At 46.4% G+C, this 26976-nt stretch carries 19 protein-coding genes; 9 read left to right on the forward strand and 10 right to left on the reverse strand.

The genetic code is table 11. The features are described 5' to 3' along the window. The first annotated feature begins 211 nt into the window (after nucleotides 1-211). Nucleotides 212-1291 (forward strand): PIN/TRAM domain-containing protein, encoded by a 1080-nt coding sequence (locus QUA53_RS08800; RefSeq protein ID WP_333096317.1) that lies wholly within the window; start codon nucleotides 212-214, stop codon nucleotides 1289-1291. Between the two features lie 317 nt (nucleotides 1292-1608). Here the strand turns inward: QUA53_RS08800 and QUA53_RS08805 are convergent, their stop codons facing one another. Both QUA53_RS08805 and QUA53_RS08810 read right to left on the reverse strand, forming a co-directional pair. Then, nucleotides 1609-2181 (reverse strand): Uma2 family endonuclease, encoded by a 573-nt coding sequence (locus QUA53_RS08805; protein ID WP_333096316.1) that lies wholly within the window; start codon nucleotides 2179-2181, stop codon nucleotides 1609-1611. Between the two features lie 93 nt (nucleotides 2182-2274). Beyond that, nucleotides 2275-4479: a Tex family protein gene (locus QUA53_RS08810; protein WP_333096314.1), complete on the reverse strand. Its 2205-nt coding sequence runs from the start codon at nucleotides 4477-4479 to the stop codon at nucleotides 2275-2277. Nucleotides 4480-4685: 206 nt separating this feature from the next. On the opposite strand from QUA53_RS08810, the gene QUA53_RS08815 reads away from it, so the two are divergent. Beyond that, the gene (locus tag QUA53_RS08815; protein WP_333096312.1) at nucleotides 4686-5258 is read left to right on the forward strand and encodes a Uma2 family endonuclease; all 573 of its coding nucleotides are present in this window, start codon (nucleotides 4686-4688) and stop codon (nucleotides 5256-5258) included. Continuing rightward, on the forward strand, nucleotides 5259-5480 hold the full coding sequence (locus QUA53_RS08820) for a hypothetical protein (protein ID WP_333096310.1): 222 nt from the start codon (nucleotides 5259-5261) through the stop codon (nucleotides 5478-5480). It abuts the gene before it with no gap. Nucleotides 5481-5533: 53 nt separating this feature from the next. Here the strand turns inward: QUA53_RS08820 and QUA53_RS08825 are convergent, their stop codons facing one another. Then, on the reverse strand, nucleotides 5534-6511 hold the full coding sequence (locus tag QUA53_RS08825; RefSeq protein ID WP_333096308.1) for a class II fructose-bisphosphate aldolase: 978 nt from the start codon (nucleotides 6509-6511) through the stop codon (nucleotides 5534-5536). 294 nt (nucleotides 6512-6805) lie between these two features. After that, a complete protein-coding gene (locus QUA53_RS08830; RefSeq protein ID WP_333096305.1) occupies nucleotides 6806-7540 on the reverse strand; it encodes a phosphoadenylyl-sulfate reductase in 735 nt (244 codons plus the stop codon). Nucleotides 7541-8469: 929 nt separating this feature from the next. Here QUA53_RS08830 and QUA53_RS08835 point away from each other — a divergent pair. The 6 genes from QUA53_RS08835 (at nucleotide 8470) to QUA53_RS08860 (ending at nucleotide 20065) form a co-directional block, all read left to right on the forward strand. Next, a complete protein-coding gene (locus QUA53_RS08835) occupies nucleotides 8470-8835 on the forward strand; it encodes a response regulator (protein ID WP_333062848.1) in 366 nt (121 codons plus the stop codon). A gap of 257 nt (nucleotides 8836-9092) precedes the next feature. Then, a complete protein-coding gene (locus tag QUA53_RS08840; protein ID WP_333070276.1) occupies nucleotides 9093-9596 on the forward strand; it encodes a chemotaxis protein CheW in 504 nt (167 codons plus the stop codon). 90 nt (nucleotides 9597-9686) lie between these two features. Continuing rightward, entirely contained in the window at nucleotides 9687-15479 is a 5793-nt protein-coding gene (locus tag QUA53_RS08845; protein WP_333096300.1) for a PAS domain S-box protein, read from the forward strand. Between the two features lie 225 nt (nucleotides 15480-15704). After that, a complete protein-coding gene (locus QUA53_RS08850; RefSeq protein WP_333096298.1) occupies nucleotides 15705-18551 on the forward strand; it encodes a hybrid sensor histidine kinase/response regulator in 2847 nt (948 codons plus the stop codon). A 215-nt stretch (nucleotides 18552-18766) separates the two neighbouring features. Further along, nucleotides 18767-19243, forward strand: coding sequence for a chemotaxis protein CheW (locus tag QUA53_RS08855; protein WP_333096297.1), 477 nt, complete (start codon nucleotides 18767-18769; stop codon nucleotides 19241-19243). A 66-nt stretch (nucleotides 19244-19309) separates the two neighbouring features. Then, on the forward strand, nucleotides 19310-20065 hold the full coding sequence (locus tag QUA53_RS08860) for a pentapeptide repeat-containing protein (RefSeq protein ID WP_333096295.1): 756 nt from the start codon (nucleotides 19310-19312) through the stop codon (nucleotides 20063-20065). A gap of 139 nt (nucleotides 20066-20204) precedes the next feature. On the opposite strand, the gene urtE is transcribed toward QUA53_RS08860, so the two are convergent. The 6 genes from urtE to urtA all read right to left on the reverse strand — a co-directional run bounded on the left by urtE (nucleotide 20205) and on the right by urtA (nucleotide 26765). Then, nucleotides 20205-20903, reverse strand: coding sequence for an urea ABC transporter ATP-binding subunit UrtE (gene urtE / locus QUA53_RS08865; RefSeq protein ID WP_015175091.1), 699 nt, complete (start codon nucleotides 20901-20903; stop codon nucleotides 20205-20207). Between the two features lie 44 nt (nucleotides 20904-20947). After that, nucleotides 20948-21694 (reverse strand): urea ABC transporter ATP-binding protein UrtD, encoded by a 747-nt coding sequence (gene urtD / locus QUA53_RS08870; RefSeq protein ID WP_333062859.1) that lies wholly within the window; start codon nucleotides 21692-21694, stop codon nucleotides 20948-20950. Nucleotides 21695-21879: 185 nt separating this feature from the next. Beyond that, the gene (locus QUA53_RS08875) at nucleotides 21880-22602 is read right to left on the reverse strand and encodes a TIGR00266 family protein (RefSeq protein ID WP_333096294.1); all 723 of its coding nucleotides are present in this window, start codon (nucleotides 22600-22602) and stop codon (nucleotides 21880-21882) included. A gap of 190 nt (nucleotides 22603-22792) precedes the next feature. Then, the gene (gene urtC / locus QUA53_RS08880) at nucleotides 22793-23935 is read right to left on the reverse strand and encodes an urea ABC transporter permease subunit UrtC (RefSeq protein WP_333096292.1); all 1143 of its coding nucleotides are present in this window, start codon (nucleotides 23933-23935) and stop codon (nucleotides 22793-22795) included. A 27-nt stretch (nucleotides 23936-23962) separates the two neighbouring features. Further along, complete coding sequence (locus QUA53_RS08885) at nucleotides 23963-25117, reverse strand: ABC transporter permease subunit (RefSeq protein WP_333096290.1); 1155 nt, start codon at nucleotides 25115-25117, stop codon at nucleotides 23963-23965. A 331-nt stretch (nucleotides 25118-25448) separates the two neighbouring features. Continuing rightward, the gene (urtA, locus tag QUA53_RS08890; RefSeq protein ID WP_333096288.1) at nucleotides 25449-26765 is read right to left on the reverse strand and encodes an urea ABC transporter substrate-binding protein; all 1317 of its coding nucleotides are present in this window, start codon (nucleotides 26763-26765) and stop codon (nucleotides 25449-25451) included. Nucleotides 26766-26976: the final 211 nt, after the last annotated feature.

A 26976-nucleotide genomic window follows, 5' to 3' on the forward strand; every position in this document is an offset into this window, starting at 1 on the left:
CCGCAGGGCGGTTTATTCACACCTCGTGCCTGCTTTCGGCCCGGCATGGTAAATGCCGATATGCTCGATCGCACATCCCTCAGAGGGTACAACCCCGAAATATAAGTTTATGAGAATCCTTGAGTAGATATAGCCAGATCCGACCACAGCATGAAAACAAGTATCAGCACTGGAAAGATATAATAGGAATAAATTCATTAACCTAGAACTAATGCTAGACGCAATCATAATAATCTCATTCATAATCGCAGGCGGAGGCATCGGCTATTACGGAGTCGAACTCCTGCCGAGCAATCTGCTGCTGCAAGTTACAAATATACAAGGTTTAAGTTCTGTACTAGGTTCCTTTGGAGCATTAATCGGCTTCGTGATGGGATTAGTGGCTCAAACAACCTACCGCCGGCTGGAAAAACAAGTTCGCGATATGCCAGTGGAGATGTTACTGACGCGGGCGATCGGCTTAATCATCGGACTTCTAGTAGCGAACTTAATGCTGGCTCCGCTATTCCTGCTGCCAATTCCCCGCGAGTTCGGCTTCATCAAACCTCTAGTCGCCGTCTTGGGTAGCGTCATGTTCGGCTTCACAGGCGTCAGTTTGACCGACACCCACGGCCGTGCTTTCTTGCGGCTGATCAACCCCAAAAGCTTAGACACGGTGTTGGTAGCGGAAGGGACTTTCAAACCAGCCTCTGCCAAAGTGGTTGATACTAGCTGCATTATTGACGGCCGGATTGAAAACCTGTTAGAAACAGGTTTCCTCGAAGGTCAAATTATTATCCCGCAATTCGTTCTCCAAGAACTGCAACTGGTAGCTGATTCAGCCAACGATCAAAAGCGAGTGCGCGGGCGCCGCGGCTTAGATGTACTCAACCGCATCAAAGAAACATATCCAGAACGGATTCAAATTCACTCGGCTGACTACGAAGATCTTGCCACAGTCGATGCAAAATTAGTTCGGTTCGCCTTGGATATCGACGGCATTTTGCTCACCAACGATTACAACTTATCGAAAGTAGCTACTGTCCAAAAACTGCCGGTTTTGAATATTAATGATTTGACTCATGCGGTGCGCCCCACTTATTTGCCGGGAGATACGATCGAACTAAAAATCCGCAAAGAAGGCAAAGAACCCTCTCAGGGAATCGGTTACTTGGATGACGGAACAATGGTTGTCGTAGAAGCAGGAAGCAGCTATGTCGGCGGCGAAGCCAGAGTCGTAGTCACCAGCGCCCTGCAAACAAGCGCCGGCCGCATGATATTCGCCCGCCCTCAAGAGTCCGTTATTGTTTGAAACAGAGTAACAATGGCCAGGGCAATCAGAATCAAATATTGCGATCGCTGTTCCCAATCTGCCCCGACTCTCTACCGTGCCCGGTATGACGAGTCGGGGCAGTGGTTTTTTTTGTGTCTTAAATGTTGGGAATCGGTAAGTAAAAACAATCCTTTTTACTTCTACGGTGGCACTTGGAAAGCCAGCAAGAAAAAATAGCCATTACCAGCTTCTTCTTCTTTTCTCTTTCTTCGCGTCCTAGCGCTTATGCGCGGCTTCGCTTAACGCGTCTTCGCGGTTCAATCATATCAACATCAGTGATTCAGGAGTAATTAAAATCAAGCAATCTCGATCGCATCTTCATACAAGGTCTCGATCGCACAGCTAAAACTCACGCTAGCAAACTGAACTTCTTGTCCTTGAGTGTAAGGATAAAGCACCCAAAAACCCTCTGCATTCCGGCGAAAACACTCTACACTAACTCTTTCTTGATTTATTAATACATACTCTTGCAAACTTTCAGAAGTGCGGTAATCAGCAAATTTATCGCCTCTGTCAAAAGCCGCTGTTGTCTGCGATAAAACTTCCACAATTAAGCGCGGGTAGCGAATGAAATCTTCCCCAGCATTTTTGTCTCGTTCATCACAACTCACCGCTACATCGGGATAGTAATAAAAATTTGATGTATCGAGCATAACTTTCATGTCTGCCATGTAAGGTATGCAGCCACTACCCCGAAGATGATTTCTCAACAGTGCAAACACATTTCCGGAAATGATGACATGAGCTTTGCTTGCCCCTGCCATTGCATAGATTTCACCTTGCCTGTACTCGTGTTTGATCGGACTGACTTTCTCGGCTGCTAAATAATCTTCAGGAGAGACGTAGGTGTCGCTTTCACTTGCAACCATATAATTTTGAGGTTGGTGAGGATTACACAATTATAGTCGTAGCACGGGCGAGGGCGGGACGCCATCGCCCTTTTTCAGTTTTCAGCCCTAGTTTCAACGTCGGCGCGGGGCCGGAAGCCTCGCACTATTTTGCGGTTGCGGTTTTTCTTGCAGCTTCATCGTCAAACTAACCCGCTTTAACTTCTCATTCACCTCCAAAACCCGCACTTTCACCACTTGTCCGACTTTAACAATCTGTTTGGGGTCATCTACAAAGCGATCGGCTAATTGAGAAACGTGAACCAAACCATCTTGGTGCACTCCCACATCAACAAAGGCTCCAAAGTTAGCTACATTCGTGATTATGCCTTCTAATTCCATCCCAACTTGCAAGTCGGAGATTTCTTTAATTCCTGCTTGGAAAGTGGCATATTTAAACTCGGCACGCGGGTCTCTTCCCGGTTTTTCTAGTTCGGAAATAATGTCGCGAAGTGTTGGTTCACCCACTTTTTCAGTGACATATTTCTTGATATTTACAGTCTTGATTTTTTCCGATATTTGTGTTGTTTCTGTCAGCGGCAAGTCTAAATCCTTGGCGATCGCCTGCACGACAGGATAACTTTCCGGATGAACTGCGGTATTGTCCAGGGGGTTTTCGCCACCGCGAATGCGGAGAAACCCGGCTGCTTGTTCAAAAGCTTTTGGCCCGAGTTTGGGAACTTTCAGGAGTTGACGGCGATTTTTAAATGCGCCGTTTTCGTTGCGGTAATTGACGATATTTTTTGCAACTGTTGCCGTCATTCCTGATACAAATGTCAGCAATTCTTTGGAGGCTGTGTTTAAGTCAACTCCGACATAATTAACGCAGCTTTCGACTGTTTCGTCGAGTTTCTTTTTGAGCAATTTTTGGTCAACATCGTGCTGGTATTGGCCGACTCCTATTGATTTTGGGTCGATTTTCACGAGTTCGGCGAGGGGGTCTTGCAAGCGCCGCCCGATGCTGATTGCGCCGCGGACGGTGATGTCGAGATCGGGAAATTCGGCGATCGCCACTTCGCTTGCTGAATAAATCGATGCACCGGATTCATTCACCATGACTTTAATCGGTTTCCTGTCCATTTCTGCCAAAACTTCCGAAACAAATTCGTCTGTTTCGCGGGAAGCTGTACCGTTGCCGATCGCGATTAATTCAATTTTATATTTTTCAATTAAATGCTTGACGATTTTACCAGCTTGCTGTCGCTGGGCGGCCGCTTGGTGGGGAAAAATTGCTTGATATTCTAAAAATTGCCCGGTTTCATCGAGGGCGGAAACTTTACACCCCGTGCGAAATCCCGGATCGATCGCCAGTGTGGGTTTCATTCCCGCCGGCGCCGACAGCAGCAACTCGCGGAGGTTGGTTTCAAAAGTGGTAATGGACTCGATATCGGCGACGGCTTTGTTGTGCGATCGCACTTCTGTAATTAACGAAGTCTTCATCAGTCGGTTGAAGGCATCCTTCAAGGTCGATCGATAAAACTCTTTAACTTCCGGTATCCTAGTTCTAATTTCCTGACCTTCCAAATAAGCCATCACTGCGGATTCATCAAACGCCAGTTCCAAATCTAAAACCCCTTCCGTTTCCCCGCGAAATAGCGCTAACATATTGTGCGACTGAACGCTTCTCGCTGCAACTTGGTAATTGCGGTACATTTCAAATTTAGTGCTTCCTTCCGGGAAATCATCTTTAATTTTTGAGACAAAAACTCCTGTTTTCATCAAAAATTCTCGCAAATAAGCCCGCAATTCGGCTTTTTCCGAAACCGCTTCCGCCAAAATATCCGCAGCCCCTTTTAGAGCTTCTTCTGCTGTTTTCACTCCCTTTTCTTCTGAAATGTATTTAGCTGCTTCCGCCTCAAAATCTGCTGGTTTAGCCGTCGGTAAGTTCAGAGATTTGATAAATTCTGCCAGCGGTTCCAAACCTTTTTCCCTAGCAATTGTGGCTCGCGTCCGCCGCTTGGGTTTGTAAGGCAGATAAAGGTCTTCGAGTTCGTTTTTGTGCAAACACGATTCGATTTTAGCTTGCAGTTCTTCTGTGAGTTTTCCCTGAGAGCTAATCGTATCTAAAATCGACTTTTTGCGCTCTTCAATTTCCGTCAGATAGGTGAAGCGATCTGAGATATCCCGCAACTGAATTTCATTCAGCAAATCCGTGCGTTCTTTGCGGTAGCGGGCAATAAACGGAATTGTTGCTCCCTCTGCGAAAAGTTCCAGAGCATTATTGACTTGAGACAGATTAATGGAAAGTTCTTGAGCAATCAGTTGAGGAATGTCGATCATAGTGCAGAATTTCGGATCGGTCGATTTGAGATTTTAGAGGTGAGATTTACTTCACAAAAGAGAGGAAGAAAAGTTTGAAATAAACGTTTTACAGGGTGTGGGCACTCGTCCTGCAAGTATTAAAATGATGTTAGCATAAATGCAGTCATTTCTCAATATTATATGTTGCCTTTTAAATATCCTGTGCCGCAAACCGATCCGCCGCGATGCCCAGAGAAACGCTGCCGACGATGTACGATTTACCCAGCGAAGACCCGGAGGAACCTGGTTTGCGGGACAAATTTCACGATTTGCAGGCGCAGTTGTTGAGCCTGATGTTTCGACCTCGGAATTATCCTGCTTCTGAGATATTTAGCGGCACCGACATGAACCTTTATTATGACGTGCATCATACTCTCTTGCACAAGCGGCCGGATTGGTTTGCAGTGGTGGGAGTTCCCCGACTTTACGATCGCTCCGAACTGCGGATGAGTTATGTTACTTGGCAGGAAGGCATCAATCCTTTTGTAATTGTAGAACTGCTTTCGCCGGGAACGGAAAAAGAAGATTTAGGCGACAAGAACGATGAAGAAAAGTTGCCACCTCAGTCGGGAAACACTGCGGGTAAGGGGCAAGTTTTGGAGCCGGAGATGAAGGAGAAACCGCCCAAAAAATGGGATGTTTACGAGCAATTTTTGCAGTTTCCTATTTATGCCGTTTTCAGCGTTTATACTAACAAATTGCGAGTGTTTGAATTGAAAGGCGGACACTATCAAGAATTAGAATTGCCAGAGTCGTGAGTGTGGATTGCTGACCTAAGTTTGGGCTTGGGTTTGTGGCAAGGAGAGTTTCAGGGAATCGATCGACTTTGGTTGCGCTGGTATGATGTTGATGGCAATTGGATTCTGACTGAAGCGGAAAAGCAACGGCAGCGGGCAGAGTCAGCGGAAGCTCAGTTGCAGTCTTTAATTCGGCGGCTGCGGGAATCTGGCATCGAGCCCGATCGATTTTTAAACGGTTAGAGAGGACTGAAGTCCTGACTAAAAAGGGGTTCGCAGTCAGGACTTTTGTTTTTTTACTTCACAAGAAGACTGAAAGCCTCGCTATACACAGGCTTTAACATTTGATCGAAACTTGATTTGTTGTCGCTTGTTTGTTTGTTGCTGGTGCTCTTTGCGGTCAAGTCATCCGCGTAGGGAGAGTGATGCAAATGAGCTTTACCGACAGAACCGAAAAGTTGCAGTTTGTCAGAAATGACCCATCGCATGGCATTGATAGATTTTTCCATTATTTCCAACAAATCCGGATCTGACAAAGAAATGCTACTTTTTAACACGTCCATATAAGCTTCGCGAACTTCTGTACTCACATTGAATTTCGATACCCCTAATTGAATACATTGATGAATCATTGATTCCGGCAAACCGCTAGCACCGTGCATCACTAATGGCACTGAAACAGCAGCCCGGATTTTTGCCAGACGCGAAAAATCTAGTTTTGGTTCGCTTAAATATTTGCCATGAACGTTACCAATTGTTACGGCTAAAAAATCCACATTAGTTTCTTTGATAAACTCTACTGCTGCTACGGGATCGGTCATTTTTGCGGCTTTCTCATCGATTGTCAAACAGTCTTCCCTGCCACTAATTCTGCCGATTTCTGCTTCAACTGCCGCACCGTTAGCGTGGGCTAATTTAGTCATTTCCCGGCTAAATATTAAGTTTTGTTCGTAGGGCAAAAAAGAACCGTCTGCCATAATTGATTTAATGCCCGCACCTAGGCCGAGGTGAATGTCTTTTTCTGAGGTGCTGTGATCTAAGTGTACTGAGATCGGCACTAGAGATTTGCGGGCCGCTTCCATGCACAGTGCGACTAAAGGCGATTTTCCGTATTGGAGGGCGCTGGGGTGAAGTTGCAGTATAGCAGGACTGTGCAGCGCTTCTGCCGCATTGATGACGGCTTTTACTCCTTCGAGGTTGTAGACGTTAAAAGCGCCGATCGCATAACCATTTCTCAAAGCCGTGTTCAGCAATTCGTTAGTTGAGGCGAGCATATAGTACCTACTTTAAAAACTTTTCTGAATATTGATCATTCTATCCAAGTTTAAGGGCAAGCTCAGCTTAATTTGTGTTTATTTTAATTGCGAATTCTTCGGCTAGCATTTATTCTGCATGTCGATCGTTATATCAAAGTTTAAGGGCAAGCTCAGCTTAATTTGTGTTTATTTTAATTGCGAATTCTTCGGCTAGCATTTATGTGAAGCGCATTTATTCTTGGGTAAGGTGCGCCTAGCGCACCCTACTATTTGTTTGGTGAGCCTAGCGCACCTTACTCCTGGAGTGATTTACTATGTTTGTGTGTTACCAGCGTGTAAACCGCATTCTTTTACGGTTGCTTCTTCCCACCACCAGCGACCTTCGCGTTCGTGTTGGTTCGGCAATATCGGCTTCGTACAAGGTTCGCAACCAATACTCACAAAACCGCGTTCGTGCAACTTGTTGTAAGGCACATCCAAAGCGCGAATGTATTCCCAAACCTCTGCCGAAGACCAGTTTGCTAAGGGGTTGAATTTAATTAATTCATGGTCGGGAGTTGAGAATGCAGTGTCAACTTCAATAACCGGAATACCGTTGCGGGTACTGGGACTTTGGTCTTTCCGCTGACCAGTAATCCAAGCATCGAGAGTATTCAATTTGCGGCGCAGCGGCTTGACTTTCCGCACGCCGCAGCATTCTTTGTGACCGTCTTGATAAAAACTAAACAATCCCTTTTCTTCTACTAGGGCTTGTACTTCAGCAGCATCGGGAAACATTACTTCTAGTTTAATGCCGTAATGTTTTCTGACTCGATCCAAAAACTGATAAGTTTCAGAGTGCAATCGTCCGGTGTCTAGGGTGAAAACGCGGAAATTCTTGGTGATTTTTGAGGCAAGATCGATCAGAACTACATCTTCAGCCCCGCTGAAAGAAATGGAGATATTGTCAAAATTTTCTAGGGCAAATTTGAGAATGTCTCGCGGTGTTTTTTGACTGTATTCTGCTTCTAGCGCGGCAATGTTGAGATTTCTTTGGATGGCAACCATATTTTCGGGTTTTCGGTGTTCTTTTCCTCTAGCCCTTTATTATAGCCGATCGCCGTCTCTCCCTCACCGACTAATTTTACCATCAAGCAATTTCGTCCGCGACCGCCGGATTCATCCGTGAAGCGAGAAAAAAGCTCAGACTGCTCATCACCAGCCCCCGGATTTATCAGTGTGAGCGCTTCTTCAATTCTGAAACCTAAAATCTAAAATCTAAAATCGATTGACCGCATCTTGCAGGAGTCTTTTCGGCTGGGCACACAATCAACCTCAAGGATGGCGATCGCCTGCTGGTAGTAGTTATGATGAACCCAACACTTCTCTACTGGGTAAAATAGGACTGCCGGGCGGTCCATTGAATTTGCCCCCAAATTATAAATCATAGACAATAAAATTATTTAATAAATGTCAGTGTTACCATCCTCAATTTTGAGTTGTATTATTTATAAATAAATAGCGCTTGTTAAGCTATGTTTTGCTGTTTTTTCAATTCAAAATAGTTTTGTTGTCCGTAAAAAAAACGCTATTAATACTTTCCAATTGCTGTTAATGGCGCTAATTAAAAAATAGTCTGCATTCTTTAGGCAATGCTCTAAATTAGGTGAGTGGAATAAAGCTAAAAGAATATGATAGAAAATCCGGCTTGGGTCTTCCCATCGCTCCTTCTACTAAGACCTGTTGGTTTCCCAACCGCGAATTACCGATAATCAATTACTAATTACCGATTAATTTATTCAGGATGATTCCTTTAGCAAAGTAAATTTGTATCGTTTTTTATCGATGACAGCTAACCTTCAGCCATACGATCGGCTATATTGTATTTGGAAGTACATTAATTTGTCGGCAAAGCGGTCTAGTCCCATCGCCGCCGGTCGCGCCAGCTTCTAAATAAACGTAGTCTGCTGTCAATAACAGCAAGGAAGTGTGGAATCATGTCAAAAATTTTAGTAGTGGACGACGTTAAGACCGAACTAGAAATCATCTGCCGCATTCTTCAAGATGCCGGACTGGATGTGATCCGGGCAGGCGACGGCGAAGAAGCGATCGCCATGATCCGCAAAACCCCTCCGGCTTTGGTCGTTTTAGATGTAGTGATGCCACGAATGAACGGGTTTGAAGTGATCAGAGAATTGCGGGGCGATCGCGCAACTGCCAAATTGCCCGTAGTATTTTGTACTCATAAAAACACCGAGATCGATAAAGCTTGGGGAACCGATTTAGGCGCCGACGCTTACGTTAGCAAACCCTTTGAACCTCAGCAACTGGTCCACATAGTGCAGCGTCTGCTTTCGGCGTAATCCGAATATAAAGTCATCGGCAGCTTTCCAAAAAACCTTATACCGACAAACCCCGTTTTTATTAAATAAACTGGGTTTTAGAATTCCATAAAAGTTTATGTTTAATGATAGCAACCTGCTTATTTGCCAATAGGCGATTTATTTAACAGAAACATTTGACGCATCAAAACCGATCCAGAAAAACTAGATCGGCGATCGGCTTTAGGGTCAAAGCAAAATTATAATTTGTAAGCTACACTATAAACTAAAAATAAGCCATGAAAAGAACGGCTCCCCCGGCTGGGGGGAATCAGACAAGTGGAACAAAGCAATTTCTCCTGTTCGGTCAAGGAGGCAGTCTGTTCGCCATAGACTTAGAGGCAGTGCGGGAAGTCCTTTCCCTCAATGAACAACCGATTTCCCTGGTTCCCAATACCCTGCCATTTTTGCTGGGATTAACAAACTTGCGGGGCGAAATCTTGGCAGCAGCAGACTTCGGACTGTTCGTCGGTATTGAGTCGGTTGACATCCACCACCCAAACAGCCGCATCTTAGTTGTAGAAGCCCCCGATCCGCGAGACGTGAGATTGTTGTCGAGAATCAGCCTGGGATTAGCCGTCTCCCGCGTCGAAGGAGTTTTACCTCTCAATCCCGATCGCATTGTCTCAGCACTAGATGTCAGTCCCGACCTAGCTCCATTCTTAAAAGGTCTGTACAATTCCGAAGGACGCTTGCTAATGATTGTCGATGTAGAAGCGATCGCCCATTCCGAACGCTGGTAAAAAGCAACCATACAGGTAAGTCTACAACTGCTTTCCATCAATAATTTTAACTAACGATCGCCCGCATCCGATTTGCCCATCCTTAATTTTATGATCGAAATTCTCTATACCTGGATCGCAACGACTTTAACCCTGACGTTCCCTGACTTCTCCCCATCGCTGGTAGCTGGGGCTGCTAATGTCATCATTTCTGGATGTTACTTTGCCATCGCTTGGCTAATCAGCTTAGCTATGTGGCGAAACCGTCAATTCGGGTTCGACATCTTCGCCACAGTCACAGCAGGCATATTTTGGAGCTGCGCTTTCGGCCACAGCGGCCACGCTGCCGAATACCTAGGACTGCCGCACTCTGCGGTAGTGCAAACTGTGTTCGATTGGATCACTGTAATTGCGGCGATCGCTTTTTTGAGTTTGTCCAACCGCTACGGCTTCTTAGTAGGTTCCACCCGCATCCTTAACGCTAAAAAAGAAACAGAACAAGCGCTCAGCGAAACAACCCAGCGATTTCACGCAATCTTCGACCAAGCTTTTCAAGCGATCGCATTATTGGAGGCAGACGGTACTCTGATCGAAGCCAATCAGACAGCGCTAAGATTGGGCGATTTCCCAGCATCAGAAGTGCAGGGGCTGAAATTTTGGCTGACACCAGGGTGGGCATCATCCTCAACCAACCAGCAGCGCCTAAAAACGAACATTCAACAAGTTTCTGCCGGAAATTTTATCCGGGAAGAATACGAAATCACCGGAGCTAACAACCAGGTAACAGTAATTGACTTGTCGTTTAAGCCGCTGTTAAATGCAACAGGAGAAGTATTTCAAATCCTCGCAGAAGGCCGGGAGATTACCAAGCGCAAACAGGCTGAAGCCGCATTGCAGAAGCTAAGCGCAGAACTAGAGCAGCGAGTGAATGAAAGAACCGAGCAGATCCTGCAAACTAACGCACAATTGGAACAGGAAATTCTCGATCGCACCGCAGCCCAAGAGCAATTAAAAACCTCAGAACTATTCTTAAACAACATCCTCAACAGCATCCCCGACCCGATTTATGTCAAAGACCAACAGCACCGCTGGATTATATTAAATGATGCCTTTTGTCAATACATCGGTCACAGCAGAGAAGAACTAATTGGCAAATGCTACGACCAGTTTTTGCCCAAAGAGGAAGCACAGAGATATCGAGAAAAAGACGAATTAGTTTTCTTGACAAATACCAGCAGCGAAATCCAAAAAACCCTCACAGACCCAGCAGGAAACACCCGCTTTCTCTCCGCCCAAAAATCTACATTTGTAGATACCGAGGGCAGGAAATTTCTCGTTTCCGCGATGAGAGATATCACCAAGCGCGTGCAAATGGAAGAACAACTGCGGCAGACACTCGCTGAAGTAGAAAGCTCCCAAAACTTGCTGCGGACAGTCATTGACGCTACGCCAGACTGCATATTTGTCAAAGATCGAAACTCGCGCTATACCCTAGTCAATGCAAGTTTCGCCACCGCCTTCGGCAAAACTCAAGCAGAAATTATCGGCAAAGACGACGCAGAAATAGGCATATCGGTCGATCGAATCTTTGGCAGCTTCCAGGCTCAAACCGATTCCCAGAACCAAATTCAAAACTTCGGGGCAGACAACCATCTCGCCCCGAACTCTAACGACTCAGCCACCTTAGCCGACGGCAAAGTACACAGCTTCGACACCCTGAAATTGCCCCTCAAAGACGCAGAAGGCAACATTTTAGGAATGCTCGGCTTGGCGCGCGACATCACACAGCGCCGCAAATCTGAAAAAGAACTATTGCGGTTCAAAGCAATTTTAGAAACCACAACAGATTGGGTAGGCATCGCCGACTCCCAACAGCGCACCATTTATCTCAACCGCGCAGCCAGAGAAATGTTGAGAGTTGGCGAAAACGCAGATTTAGCCGGATTCAGCATTTCCGACCTGACATCGCCCAAAAGTATCGACACTCTTATCAACGTCGGTATCCCCGCAGCTTGCCGGGAGGGAACCTGGAGCGGCGAGGCAACGTGGCGAACTTTAGACGGCCAAGAAATACCAGTTTCTCAAGTAATTATTGCTCACAAATCCGAGAAGGGAGAAATTGAATTTCTGTCAACGATTGCCCGCAACATTACACAAAGCAAGCGCACAGAAGAAGCCTTGCAGCAGAACTTGCAAATGCTCGACCTTGCTAGCGACGCCTTGATCGTTCGGGATATGGACGGCACGATTAATTATTGGAGTCAGGGAGCCGAACGGATGTACGGCTGGACAAAAAAAGCAGCCTTGGGGAAAGTCACCCATACTCTACTTCACACCATTTTTCCCCAGCCTTTCGCAGCTATTTTGTCACAGTTAGAAGAGCAGGATTATTGGGAAGGAGAAGTAATTCATACCACCAATTACGATACCAAGATTACCGTATTTAGCCGCTGGAATTTGCAGCGAGACGAACAGGGCAAACCCAAAGCCATTTTAGAAACTAACAACGACATCACGGAGCGCAAGCAAGCAGAAATCGAAAAACAAAGATTGATTTCGATCGTAGAAAGCAGCTCGGATTTTATCGGCACGGCTACCCTGGATGGAGAGGCAACATACCTGAATCTCGCTGGGATTAAACTAGCAGGATTGCAAAATATTGAAGAAGTAAAAAGCAAAACTATATATGAATTCTTCTCAGAAGAAGATGCTAAAATCTTCAAAGAAGAAATCGTGGCTGCTACTGTGCGAGACGGTTTTTGGCAGGGTGAATTCCGCTTGAGGAACTTTCAAACCGGCGAAGACTTTCCGGTTGACTTCACCCTATTTACCGTCAAAAACCCAGAAACCGGCGAGCCTATCGGGTTGGCAACAGTTACTCGCGACATCAGCGATCGCAAACGTGCAGAAGAGATGCTGCGCGAGCGCGAAAGACTGTTCCGAGCCATTTTTGACCAATCGTTCCAATTCATAGGTCTGCTCAAACCGGACGGCACCGTTTTGGAAGCCAATCAAACAGCCCTCGCCGCCGCAGGCCTGCGGATCGAAGAAATAGTAGGCACTCCGTTTTCGGAAACCCTGTGGTGGCAGATTTCCCCAGAAACCAAGCAACAGATACAAGAAGCGATCGCCCTCGCCGCAGCCGGCGAGGTAGTCCGTTACGAAGTGGATGTGCTAGTTGCCAACGGTGCAGTCGCGACAGTTGACTTCTCCATCAAACCCATCACAGACGACAGTGGCAAAGTCTTGATGCTAATTCCAGAAGGCCGGGACATTAGCGATCGCAAAGCCCTAGAACGAGAATTAGTTTTGCGTCAAACCCGCTTTGACGCATTTTTCGCAGCCGCCCCGGCCTCAATGTGTATTTTTGACGAGCAGTTGCGCTTCGTGCAAGTCAACGAGAAATTAGCGGCAACCACCGGCGTCTCAGTTGCCGAGCACCTCGGTAAGACGGTGAGGGAAGTTATACCCGAAATGAGCGATACCCAAGTGCCGATGTTGCAGCAGGTTCTCGCCACCAACCAACCGTTGTTAAACCTTGAGGTGTCGGGATCATTCTTCAACGAACCGGGCGTCCTGCGAGATTGGCTGGCGTCATACTTTCCTTTGCCCGGATCTGACGGCAAACCCATCGGTATCGGGGTTGTGGCGATCGAAATTACCGATCGCAAAAAAGCAGAAGCAGAGCGCGATCGATTTTTTACCCTTTCCCTAGACTTGGTTTGTACTTTAGATTTTGAAGGCAGATTCAAGCGCCTCAATCCCGCTTGGGAAAAAACCCTCGGCTACACCCTAGAAGAAGTGCAAGACCAATCTTTTCTCAATTTCCTCCATCCAGACGATCGCGAAGAAAGTATAGCCGCAGCAAAAAGAGTAAACGAGGGCCGGGAAATAAAGTTCTTTGAAAATCGCTACCGCTGCAAAGACGGTTCCTACAAATGGTTGTCGTGGAAAGTGCGACCTGAAACCGAACAAAAGCTCATGTATGCAGTGGCTCGCGACGTTACCGAAAGCAAACACGCGATGGTGCAACTGGAAACAACAACAGCCCAATTAGCCAGTTCCGAAGAGCAATTTCGGCGACAAAGCAATCTCTTGCAACTGCTAATAAATAGCATTGGCGACGGCATAATTGCTGCCGACGAAAAAGGCAATTTTGTTTTGTTCAACCCCGCCGCCGAAGATATGTTTGGCATGGGTGCGACAGATGCTGTTCTCAACGAATGGTCGGCAAGATACGGTTTATTCTTGCCCGATACGGTAACTCCCTTTCCCCCAGCCGACATACCTTTAGCGCGCACGGTTCGAGGAGAAGCCGTTGACGACATAGACCTTTTCACCCGCCACCCAGGCAAGCCAGAGGGCCTGTGGGTGAAAGTTAACGGCCGGCCGCTCAAAGACGAAACAGGGGCGCTTAAAGGCGGCGTAGTCGTTTGCCGCAACGTCACCGAACAAAGAGCATCCCAGCAGCGAATGCAGCAGTTGGCGGAGGCACAGGAACGCTTACTGCAAGAACTCAAAACGCGGCAAAATGCCCTAGACGAATCGGCGATCGTCAGCGAAACTGATGTCCAAGGCATGATTACCTACGTCAACGACAGATTCATTGAAATCTCCGGTTACAGCATGGGAGAACTCCTGCACCGCAACCACCGCCTCATCAATTCCGGCTACCATCCCAAATCATTTTTTGAAGAAATGTGGGTGACACTTTCTCGCGGTTTGGTGTGGAAAGGGGAAATCAAAAACCGACGCAAAGATGGCTCGTTTTACTGGGTAGATTCGACGATCTCCCCCATTTTTGATACCAGCGGCACCATAGTCAAATATATCGCCATTCGCTTTGACATCACCGAGCGCAAAGAGGCAGAAGAACGACTAGGAAAATTGGCAGCAGAACGTAAAGCTGAAGCTGATTCTCTGACGCAGCAAGTTCTTAAATTGTTGGGAGAAATTAAAGGCGCGGCTCAAGGCGACTTGACAGTCAGGGCGGAAGTGACTAACGATGTTTTAGGTGCTGTCGCCGACTCTTTCAACTTCTTAATCGGTTCTCTGCGGAAAGTGGTAACGGGAATTCAAACTTTAGCCGAACAGGTAACATCTGCCACCGGCGAGTCGATTAACAATACCAGTCAACTCACGCAACAGGCGGAAATTCAAGCAGCAAAAATATCTGCCATCATGCGCGAAATTGAGCGGATTGTGAATTCGATCCGCGACGTGCGAGATGTTTCGGTGCGCGCCGAAACAGTAGCCCAGCAGTCTTCTCACACGGCTGAAGTCGGCGGTATGGCGGTCGATCGAGCTGTCGAAGGCATTAACGGGCTCCGGTTGACGATCGCCTCTACCTCGAAAATGATGAAGCGTTTGGGCGAATCTTCGCAGCAAATTGGCAAAATTGTAACTTCGATTTCTCAACTTGCTTCGCAAACTAATTTATTAGCTCTGAATGCTACTATTGAGGCGGCGCGGGCCGGCGAACAAGGTTTAGGCTTTGCAGTTGTTGCCGAAGAAGTGCGGAAATTAGCAGAAAGATCCGCCGGCGCTACTGAGGAAATCTCGGAAATTGTGGGTACAATTCAAGAAGAAATCAGCCGCGTGATGAAGGCAATGGAATCCGGGACGCTGGAGGTAGTGGAAGGCACTAAGCTGGCAAGCGAAGCTAAAACTCACCTTAATGCCATCATCGAAGTTAGTCGAGAAATGAATGCTTTGGTGCAGAATATTACTATTGCATCTGCCAAGCAAACTGTTTCGGCTGAGGGAATTGCTAACAGTATGCAGCAAGTCAACGAGATTGCTAATACGACTGCACAAAAAGGTGCGGATGTCAAAGCATCTTTGGACGAGTTGTCTGGTTCTCTGGGCCAATTGCAAAAGTCGGTGGCGAATTTCCGCAGTTAGTTCAGTTGACAGTTAACTGTTGACGGTTGACAGTTATACGAATCACTAATAACTATCGTTGTTGCCGGGGCAGGTTGAGAAATATCCTGAATGCGAAGTTATAGATAATCGTGAACCCGCCCCAACAACAATTACAGTTAAATAACAGGACATCATATATAAAAAAACTGCAAGCAGTTAACAGTCAACAGTTAACTGTCAACAGACAACAGATAACAGACTAATATGAATGATGACGATTTAAACGAATTAATAGATGCTTTTACCGCAGAATGCGAAGAGTTTCTCCAGTTAATGGAGACGAACCTACTGGCGATGGAAACTGCGGGTTTGAAAGAGCGACAAGCGGCAGTTAAAGAAATGTTTCGGGCGGCTCACTCGATTAAAGGTGCGGGTTCAATGTTGGGCTTTCAAAACGTTTCTGTGGCAGCTCACACGCTGGAGGACTGTTTTGTCATTTTGCGCGATCGCACAGACTTGTCAGCCCTGGAACCGACTACTGTGAGCGTTTTGCTGCAGGGGGTGGATGCGCTCAAAAAGATTACGATCGAATCAGTTCAACACTCCGATGTCACAACTCCGGATCAAACGGAAAACTTGGAGGCGATCGCCCAAATTTTCGCTCAGTTCCAGGCCCAGTATGGCAAGTCAGAACCGTCGCCAGTCCCTGCAGCCAGTCAATCGCCCGCCCCGGAAACCCTGAAACTGATTTTTGAACATGAAGTGCCACCACTCTTCAATCGCTTAGAAACCGAACTTTCCCAAGCTTCCGAGGCAGATTTGGCAAAAAGCGTCACCGCCCTCAACCAGGTTTACTACCAACTTTCCGGTTTGGCTGGAATGCTGCTATTGCCGGATTTTGGGAAAGTCGCCGCAGCCATCAGAGATTTGATCGACTCTCCCGACTTGACTCTACAACGGTTGCAATCCGAGGGTTGGACGATCGCCCAAAACTTGCAAACCGCACGCCAACAAATACTGGAAGGAAGGGCGATCGACATCCCCGACATCTCCCCCTCCGCGACTCCTCGCGACTCCCCCCCACTCTCCGACTCCCCGACATCCCCGGAAATCTCCCTCTCCCTCCCCGACTCTCCGTCTCTCTCCCCGACTCTCCCCGAATCCCCGACTCTCACAGTCTCCAACCCGCAAAGACCGACCATCCGGGTAGACTTGGAACGCTTGACAGAATTAGTGAATCTAGTCGGAGAATTAGTCATCAACCGTACAAATTTAGAACTTCAAGAATCCGAACTGCGTGGCGAAGTCAAGCGCATCCGCCGCCATATCGTAGATTTAAACCAATTCGGCGGTCAGTTGCGAGAAGAATACGACAGACTGAGTTTTGCAGAGTGGAGAGGGGGAAACGGGAACTCTGGATTGGGAAAACTTGCAGCAGCAGAAACAGAATTCCCCATGATTGCTAACGGCAAATCCTCTCCGGCCCATGCTCACTTCGATATCTTAGAGATGGATCGTTATACAGAGTTCCACTCGACAGCCGCAGAAGTCATCGAAACTGCCCAAGCAATTTCTCACTCCGCCACCAAATTAGACACCTTAGCCATGAAATTCGAGCGCAGTACCGACCAACTGCGCCGCATTACCGAACAACTGCGCAGCCGCGTCATGCAGTTGCGAGTCGTGAGTTTCAGCCGCGCCGTCGATCACTTGCCCCGAGCGCTCCGGGAGATGTGCCTCACATACGATAAAGATGTCAACCTGCTGCTAGTGGGAAGAGATACCAAAATTGACGAAAGTTTGCTCGACGCTTTGCGCGACCCCTTAATACACTTAGTGAGAAACGCTTTCGACCACGGCATCGAAATGCCCGAAGTTCGGAAAGCAAGCGGCAAGCCGGCCAGCGGTCAAATTGAAATAGAAGCCCGCCACCAAGGCGGCCAAACTATTATTACTGTCGCCGATGACGGCAAAGGCATTGACCCGGAAATGATTCGCCGTAAAATTGTCACAAAGGGTTTGGCTACGGAGGAACAAGCTCAAGAATTTTCCATTGCCGAACTCTACGATTTTCTGTTTTGGCCGGGTTTCAGCACTACAGAAGGCGTCAGCGACCTTTCGGGGCGGGGAGTCGGACTCGACGTGGTGCGAACAAATTTGCGGACTGTGCGGGGAACTGTCAAGGTAGACTCTCGCCTGGGAAAAGGTACGAGTTTTATCATTAAACTACCGCTGCTGCTGTCGATTACTGATGCACTGATGGTGAAGACAGATCACAATAAAATAGCAGTGCCACTGGATGCAGTCGAGGAAATTCTGCACATTAAAGCGTCGGAAGTTCACATCGCCGGCAATCAGCCGATGCTGTGGTGGCGGGAGGAATTTATTCGTTTGGTGAGGATACAAGATTTGCTCGAATACAGCGTCGTCGCGCCGGATGCACCCTCTCCTGACCCTTTGGCCCAAGACGAAATTCCTGTCCTGGTTTTGGCTTCTACCGAAGGAATGCTGGCGGTGGCCGTGGAACGGCTGATCGGTCAGCAGGAAATTGTGGTTAAACCTTTGCCACCGCCTCTATCCAAGCCTCGCGGGGTTTTGGGGACTACTATTTTGGGGGACGGGCGCGTGGTGAATATTCTGGATGTGGATGATTTGGTCGGTCAGCCTGTGATAAATAGTTCGATCGCCGCTATCTCCGGTAAAGTGCAGGAGATAACGCCGAGTTCGAGTCTGTCACCGCAGATTTTGGTAGTGGATGATTCCTATACAATCCGCCAGTTGCTGTCTATGACGCTGACTCGTGCTCGCTACCGGGTGGTACAGGCTAAAGACGGTGTGGATGCCCTGGAAAAGTTGCAAAATGGTCTTGATTGCAGTTTGGCGATCGTCGATATTGAAATGCCTCGGATGGATGGATTTGAATTGTTGCGATCGATCAGATCGACCCAGCGGTTTGCTAAGATTCCCGTAGCCATGCTGACATCCCGTAGCGGGGAAAAACATCGACAAATGGCAATGGAATTAGGCGCAAATCAATACTTCACTAAACCTTACAGTGAAGCCCAACTTTTACAAGCCATCCCCAAATTAATCCACCAATCAATAATTTAATCCACATTCTCAAATTTTCACTCAAATAATCCCTAATCTCAAACAAAACTTAGGCAAAAAATAATTTAACACGCGAATTATAGTGGGAAGATACGCAGCAGACGCATCTACTAAAATCCCATAACTTTCTATTTCCCATCAAATACTTTTCAATCTTCAACCAAATAATTCTTCAATCTAAAATCTAAACTCTAAAATCTAAAATATAAAATCCAATGACTCACGCCAATTACAACCGCAGATTTCGGAGCAAGAAACAAGCCACTGTTAGAGTTGCCCCTAAAAAATTTGTTTCCTTTGAACTAGGAAATATTTACTATGCTGTTCCTATTGAACGAGTGGAGCGCATTGTTAAAAACTTTAATGCCTACGGCACTTTACCTAGCGGGAATAGTTTATTGCGGCATCAAGAAGAATTGATTACCATAATTAATTTATCCACAATATTTCCCAGCAGTCCGAGCCTTGCTGAGTGCAAATACCTGATTATTTGTACCTTAAATAAAAGCGATCGGTTAGGGATTCCCCTTCCTAATATGCCAAAAATTTTGGAAATTACCGAAGAAAGCTTCTGCGAGATTCCCGAATTGTACCGTCAACAGCAACTGCCTTCGGTAATAGAAAAGTTAATTCGCGCGCCTGATGGTTCCGAAGTTTTTTATCTGAATTTCGATTTATTTAGCGAAATGTAGGGTGCTCACTTTTCGAGGTATTATACCGTATAAATGGTATTTATGCAAACAAAAACTTATTGATTTATGAAAAAACTCACAATCATGTCGATCGCCCTACTAATTGTTGCAGCAACTCTCGAAGTGCCGAAGGTGGGGCTGCAACTAAGTGCGATCGGGCAAATAGAAACACCCCAACCCATCCCAACACCCCAACCCATCCCAACACCCCAACCCATCCCAACACCCCAACCACAAACACCCCAACCCATCCCAACACCCCAACCACAAACACCCCAACCTATCCAAACACCCCAACAAATCCAAACACCCCCCATACAAGCACCCCAACCAAAAGCAAACGACCCCAAAAAGCTCGGCTACGTCTCCCCGGAATTTGCCGAAAATTTCTCCCAGCAACAAATCGACCAAATCAACGCCAACGTCGAAACGTTGCTGCTAACTCAAAGCTGCTCCCGCTGCGACCTCCGAGCCGTAAAATTAGTTAACATTAACTTAAAAAATCCCATCCTTACAGGAGCAGATTTATCAGATGCCAACCTCAGCGGTAGTCGCTTCGAGATCTCAGATTTTGTCAACACGAATTTAGCTCGCACAAACTTAAGCGGAGCCGAATTAGTAGGAGCGAGAATCAGCAACGCTAACCTCAGAAAAGCTAACTTGACAAAGACAAATCTAGACGGTGCAGACCTGCGATTTTCCGACTTGAGAGATGCCAATCTTTCCGATGCCAACCTCCGCAATGCTAATATAGATGGCGCTACTATAGATCGAGCAAGTATGGCCGGCACCACAATGCCAGACGGTCGAAAAAATCAATAATACAGCGTCGTTTTGTAGGTGATTGAAATCGCTTCTTATCAAACAAAGTCCGGATGGTGCGCGGACTGAATACAATTGAGTAAGGTGCGCAGTGCGCACCCTACTAATGATTAATGACTAATGACTAATGACTGCTGACTCAAACAGCCAAAAACCTCTGAATCACTTCATCACTTAACTCGCTAGTGCTTCCAGAAGCCACAATCCCGCCTTTTTGCATAGCATAATACCAGTCAGCTTGCCGCACAAAATGCAAATGTTGCTCCACCAACAAAACAGAAATTCCCCTAGTCGCAACTACGCGGCGCACCGCAGCTTCAATATCTAAAATAATGGATGGTTGAATCCCCTCCGTAGGCTCATCCAAAACCAGCAACTGTGGCTCACCCATCAAAGCCCTAGCAATAGCTAACTGCTGCTGCTGTCCCCCGCTCAAATCACCTCCGAGGCGATCGAGCATAGTTTTCAAAACAGGAAACAAATCAAAAATTTCATCAGGAACTTCAGGATTTTTGATTTTGGTTGGTTTCGCTTCCAAACCTAACAATAGATTTTCTTTCACCGTCAAACGTGGAATGATTTCGCGCCCTTGAGGCACATAACCAATTCCCAATCTAGCCCGCTGGTGAGTCAACTTAGAAGCAATAGATTCTCCGCCAAAAGCAATAGTCCCGCTGCGCGGTTGCAGCAACCCCATAATCGTTTTTAGCATAGTAGTTTTGCCCACACCATTGCGGCCGATCAAGCAAACCATTTGCCCCGCCATGACGCTTAAATCGACATCGCGCAAAATGTGACTTTCGCCGTAATAAACATTCAAATTAGAAACTTGTAGCATAATTATTTACTGTTCACTGTTGACGGTTGACTGTTAACTAATAACTATTCTTCCGGTTTTCCCAAATATACCTCAATTACCCGATCGTCATTTTGCACCTCATCCATAGTCCCCTCACACAAAACCGCACCCTGATGCAACACCGTCACCTGCCGCGCAATTTGCCGCACAAACTCCATATCGTGCTCAATTACCAACACCGAATGACTTTCGGCCAGAGAAATTAGCAACTCTCCAGTTAACATCGTTTCCTCATCCGTCAAACCCGCGACAGGTTCATCTACCAACAACAAATCAGGAGATTGAGCCACCAACATTCCAATTTCCAACCATTGCTTTTCCCCGTGAGAAAGCAAACCAGCCGAAATATCAGCTTTAGCAACTAAACCAATTGTTTCTAACAAACCGGAAACCGTGCGTTTTTCAGCAGCCGACGCAGGTTTGAACAAAGTCGAAAAAACATTTTTATGGCGACTGCAAGACAATTCCAAATTTTCGCGTGGCGTTAAATTCAAGTAAACTCGCGGCGTCTGAAACTTGCGGCCAATTCCCAAGCGCGAAATCCTATCTTCCGACAACTTGCGTAAATTCTGTCCCTTAAATAACACGCGGCCCTCTGTCGGCTGCACCTTCCCGGTAATCGAATCGAGAAAAGTTGTTTTCCCCGCACCATTGGGACCAATGATAACTCGCAGTTCGCCGGCATCCATGCTGAAATTTAAACCGTTGATGGCTTTAAAACCATCAAAACTCACAGTCAAGTTTTCTATTTCTAATACTTTGCCATTCATAGGTGATTTTTCCAGGTAGAGTGCGTCAGTTAACAGTCTCTCGATAAGGCGGAAAATCTTCTGGCTGACGCACCTGACAGCGCTGATTTTCTCTGAGAAGGTGCGTCAGTTAACCGTCTCTGGATAACCCAGAAAATCTGCTGGCTGACGCACCCTACACAAGCACATAAATGGTTATTTTACTCTCAACTAAAACTGCTAGAACTGCTCGAAATAGAAGGTGGAGTAGCAGCTAAAATCCGTTCAGCTAACTTCGAGAGTGGCAAACTTTGCACATATACTTTTCCAGGTCCAGTCATTTTTGCCAAAAACAAGCCTTCACCTCCAAACAAAGCATTCTTAAACCCGCCAACAAATTGAATGTCGTAGTCTACTGTGGGAGCAAAAGCTACTAAACAGCCGGTGTCTACTCGCAACACTTCGCCAACTCCTAAATTTTTCTCAACTATTGTTCCTCCCGCATGAACAAAAGCTAGCCCGTCACCCTGCAATTTTTGCAGAATAAAACCTTCTCCACCAAAGAAACCGGCACCGAGTCGCTTGGTGAAAGCTACCTCAATTTCAATCCCGTTGGCAGCACAAAGAAAAGAGTCTTTTTGACACAAAAATTTACCGCCAAGTTTGCTTAAATCTAGCGGAATTACTTTACCCGGATAGGGGGCGGCAAAAGCGACGCGGGCCTTACGATTTCCGGCGTTGACAAAGGTGGTAATGAAAAAACCCGCTCCTGTGAGCATTCGTTTGAAACCTTGAAATAAGCCGCCGCCTGTGGATGTTTGCATTTGGATGTCGCCTTCCATGTATGTCATGGTTCCAGCTTCAGCCCTGACGCCTTCTCTAGGGTCGAGTTCAATCTCGATGAGTTGCAAATCGTCGCCGTAAATTTTGTAGTCAATAATATCTGCCATATGTGGCCCCTCAATTTAAAGAACGAAGCTACTTGCTACGGATATCTAAGTAGGTGGACATATATATTGCGTCTCCTCAGACAGAGATAAATGCAGCGTTTGCCAAGTCTATGGCGATTGCTTTGTTTGTCTGTTATAGGTGACCTTTATTTATGTCAGCATCCTTCTAAATTACACGATATTTTTGCACTCAATGTTCAAGTTCTTCTTTTTCTAGCTGCACTTGGGGGTCTTGTTCTAGGCTGGGGTAAGTAGATACGTACTTTGGTTTTCTGAACAAGCGGCGGATTTGGTCGAAACTTTGATATTGCAGCCATCCGACTATGCCGTCGGGCAGGACTGTTACTACTATTAAAAATAGCGCGCCTTGGAAAAATAGCCACACTTCGGGAAATTGTTCGCTCAAGAAACTCTTGCCAAAGTTGACTAGCAGTGTTCCTAATATTGCTCCAGATAATGTGGCGCGACCTCCTACTGCGACCCAGATTACCATTTCAATTGAAAAGGCAATATCCATTGCTTTTGGCGAAATGATTCCGGTTTGTACGGTAAATAATGCGCCTGCAATCCCGGCTAAACCGGCGGAAATTGCAAAGACTAAAACTTTATATCCTGTGGGATTGTAACCTGAGAAACGCAGGCGCACTTCATCGTCGCGAATGGCAACTAGCAGGCGGCCGAAACGCCCGCTGGTCAGCCACCGGCAGAGGGCGTAAGTTGCTGCTAGAAATATTATGGTCAGAATGTAGAAAATATATTGAGTATCTCGGTCATTAACTGTGGCTCCGAACAGGGTTTTAAAGTCTGTGAGTCCGTTGGTGCCGTTAATTAGTTTTTGCTGGCCGTTAAAGAAGTTGAAAAATACTATGGTTGCTGCTTGTGTGAGAATTGAAAAGTAAACGCCTCGAATTCGATTGCGGAATACTAAATAACCTAAAAGTGCGCCCAAGATGGCGGGGATGAGAACTACTGCTAATGCTGAGAAAGGAAATGAATAAAATGGTTGCCAAAACCAGGGGAGTTCATTAACGCCGTAGAGGTTCATAAATTCTGGCAATTGACTGCTGGCGGTTGGGGGAATTTGCAATTTTAGGTGCATGGCGAAGGCGTAGCCGCCGATCGCAAAAAACACTCCATGCCCTAAACTGAGCAAACCCGTGTATCCCCAAATCAAGTCTATGCCGAGGGCGGCAATTGCTAGTGCTAAAAATCTCCCTAATTGATTGAGCCGAACATCGGGGAGTATTCCTGGGATGAGCAAGATGAATGTGAGGGCGATCGCGCTGACAATTGCCGCTTCTTTTAGCCAGGTTTTGTGATGTGTTTTCTGCATTTTTCGCTACACTCGCAGTTGTAATTTTTAATTTTCTACCGTCCGCCCTTTTTGCGGGAAAATCCCTCCCGGCTTCACTTGCAGAAAAGCCATAATTAAGGCGAATACCATTACTTTTGCCATGCTGGTTGTGGCGAAAAATGTGAAGAAGTCGGCTAAAGGCTTGATAGGAGCGAACATTAATGCTAAGGTTCCAGAACCGATCAGGTAATTTGCAGTGCCGATCGCGATCGCAGCAACTACACTCCCCACAATCTTGCCGACACCGCCCACAACCACCACCATAAACGTATCGACTATATAATTTTGTCCGGTATTTGACCCTACCGAACCGATCAAACTAATCGCGCACCCAGCCACACCTGCCAACCCCGAACCCAAAGCAAAAGTCAGCGCATCTACTTGTTCGGTAGGAATTCCCAAACACGCACTCATGCTGCGATTTTGCGTCACGGATCTAATCTGCAATCCCCACACAGACTTTTGCAAAAATAGGTAAATTCCCGCCAAACAAATTCCGGTAAGGACAATAATAAAAATTCGGGCGTAGGGCAACTGAAAATTTCCCAGCGGTATGCCGCCCCGCAACCATTGCGGTGCAGTTACGTCCACATTTTGAGCGCCAAACCAAGGTTGAGTTACTGCCAGTTTGTAAGTTTGCCCTACAAAGGCGCTCACAGCCCAGGAAATAGCCAAAGATAAAGGCAAAATTATGGCAATAATTTTGCTGCGAATGCGATCGAAATCCATGCGAGATTTCAGCACCCGCAAACCGCCAAAAAACAGCAAACAAAACACCGCAATCCCAATTACCAGCACCCAACTAACGCTGCGGACAAACTGCTGCAAAATTAAACTTACGCCCCAAGTTGCCAGCAAAGTTTCTAGCGGCCGCCCGTAAAGATAGCGAATCACTCCGCGTTCTAGAATTAATCCTACCAAGGCAGCTACTAAAAAAGCTAAGGGAATCGCAAAGAAAATGTATGTTTCAAAGGCAAATCCTCCCATACCTTTGAAGACATTTTGCACCACGAAAGTTGTATAAGCCCCCAGCATCATCAACTCGCCATGAGCCATATTAATTACGCCCATCAGCCCGAAAATAATCGCTAGTCCCAGGGCTGCAATTAGTAAAACAGCGCCGATGCTAATGCCGTTAAATAAACCATCTAATATCGCCAATTTTGTTACTCCTGCATCAAGTCTGTTAACTTTGTTCGCGGATAATTAGGGGCGGATTTTGCCACGTTGGTGTCAACTTAAGTAAGCGTCGAGTTTTTCTATAAATTATGCTTAGAGTGAGTATCTCGATACCCCTATGTCTCCTTTAATCAGGGAGAATTTGAATACTCCAGTTCCCCTTCATTAAGGCGGAATTTGAATCCTCCCGTTCTCCTGATTAAGGAGAGTAGGGGGTGACGCAAGAACGCTTTTTTCCCCCCTTTATTAAGGGTAGCTAGGGGGGATCGAACGATACGTTGCCAACGTTTTAAAAAATGGTATTACCGACTTATCAAGCTTTGAATTTTCCACCTTTTGCGGGGTCTGACCAATCGCAAGCAAAGCCTTTTGTTTCAGCGACAAATTGATTCCAAGGCACCGGCTTCACTGCTTCTGGTGTAGCATAAGCGATGTTAAACAAACCGTCTTCTCTCACTTCGCCCAAGCGCACAAATTTAGAGATGTGGTGGTTGTTTTCCATCGTAACTTTGCCCTCCGGCGCGTCAAAGGTTTGACCCAAAGCTGCTGCCCGCACTTTTTCTAAATCGTCGGCTGTCCCTGCTTTTTCGACGGCTTGCTTCCACAGGTACACCATGATATAAGCTGCTTCCATCGGGTCATTTGTCACTCTATCTTTGCCATATTTTGCTTTGAAAGCTTCCACAAATTTTGTATTTTCCGGAGATTCTACAGTCATGAAGTAATTCCAGGCAGCGTAATGGCCTTTAAGATATTCTACGCCGATCGCCTTTACTTCTTCTTCAGCAATACTGACAGACATTGACGGATATTTGTCCGGATCCAAACCTGCACCCTGCAACTGTTTGAAAAATGCTACGTTGCTGTCGCCGTTGAGGGAATTGAAAATGACGCCCCCATCTGGCAAAGCTGCCTTAATTTTAGTAATAATTGGCGTAACTTCTGTCCCGCCCAAAGGAATGTAATCTTCCCCAACTAATTCGCCACCTTTGGCTGCTAGCTGGGCTTTGATAATGGTATTTGCCGTGCGGGGAAAAACGTAGTCCGACCCGACTAAAAAGAATTTTTTGCCTTTATTTTCTAGCAGCCAATCCACTGCTGGTTCGATTTGCTGGTTTGGTGCCGCGCCGGTGTAAAAAATATTTTTGGAACACTCTTGACCCTCGTATTGTACGGGATACCAGAGCATATGATTTTTTTCTTCAAATACCGGCAATACTGCTTTGCGGCTGGCGGAAGTCCAGCAGCCGAAGACAGTGACAACTTTATCTTGGTCGATCAATTTTTTGGCTTTTTCGGCAAAAGTCGGCCAGTCTGAGTTGCCATCTTCTATTACTGCTTCGATTTGTTTGCCGAGGACGCCACCAGCTTTATTGATTTCTTCGATCGCTAATTGTTCGGCATCGACCACGCTTTTTTCGCTGATTGACATCGTGCCGCTCAAGGAATGCAAAATTCCTACTTTTATCGTGTTTCCGCCCCCGGCTGCTGGTGTAGTTCCTGTTGATGTGGGAGAAGCTGCGGGAGTGGCTGTTTGAGTTGGAGTTCTACAAGCTTTGAGAAATAAACTTGATGTTAGGGTAGCAGAACTGTATAAAATAAATTTCCGCCGATCGAATCGCTTTGTCATTTTTTCTTGTTACTCTTGAATAGATGAGTCAGATGATTGAGAATAATAACACATAGCGACTTGATATTAAGACTCGCTTCAGCAGACTGTTGTATTTTTAGCTACAAAACTTATTGTTTTTGAGAAATTGAATGTTTTGTGGGGATTGAGGGTAACTGCGACAGAAACCGGGCTGAAATCATGTTGGATTTTAGATTGACTGATGACATCA

The organism is Microcoleus sp. Pol12B3 (assembly GCF_036701355.1).
In the GTDB taxonomy this organism is placed as follows: Bacteria; Cyanobacteriota; Cyanobacteriia; order Cyanobacteriales; family Microcoleaceae; genus Microcoleus.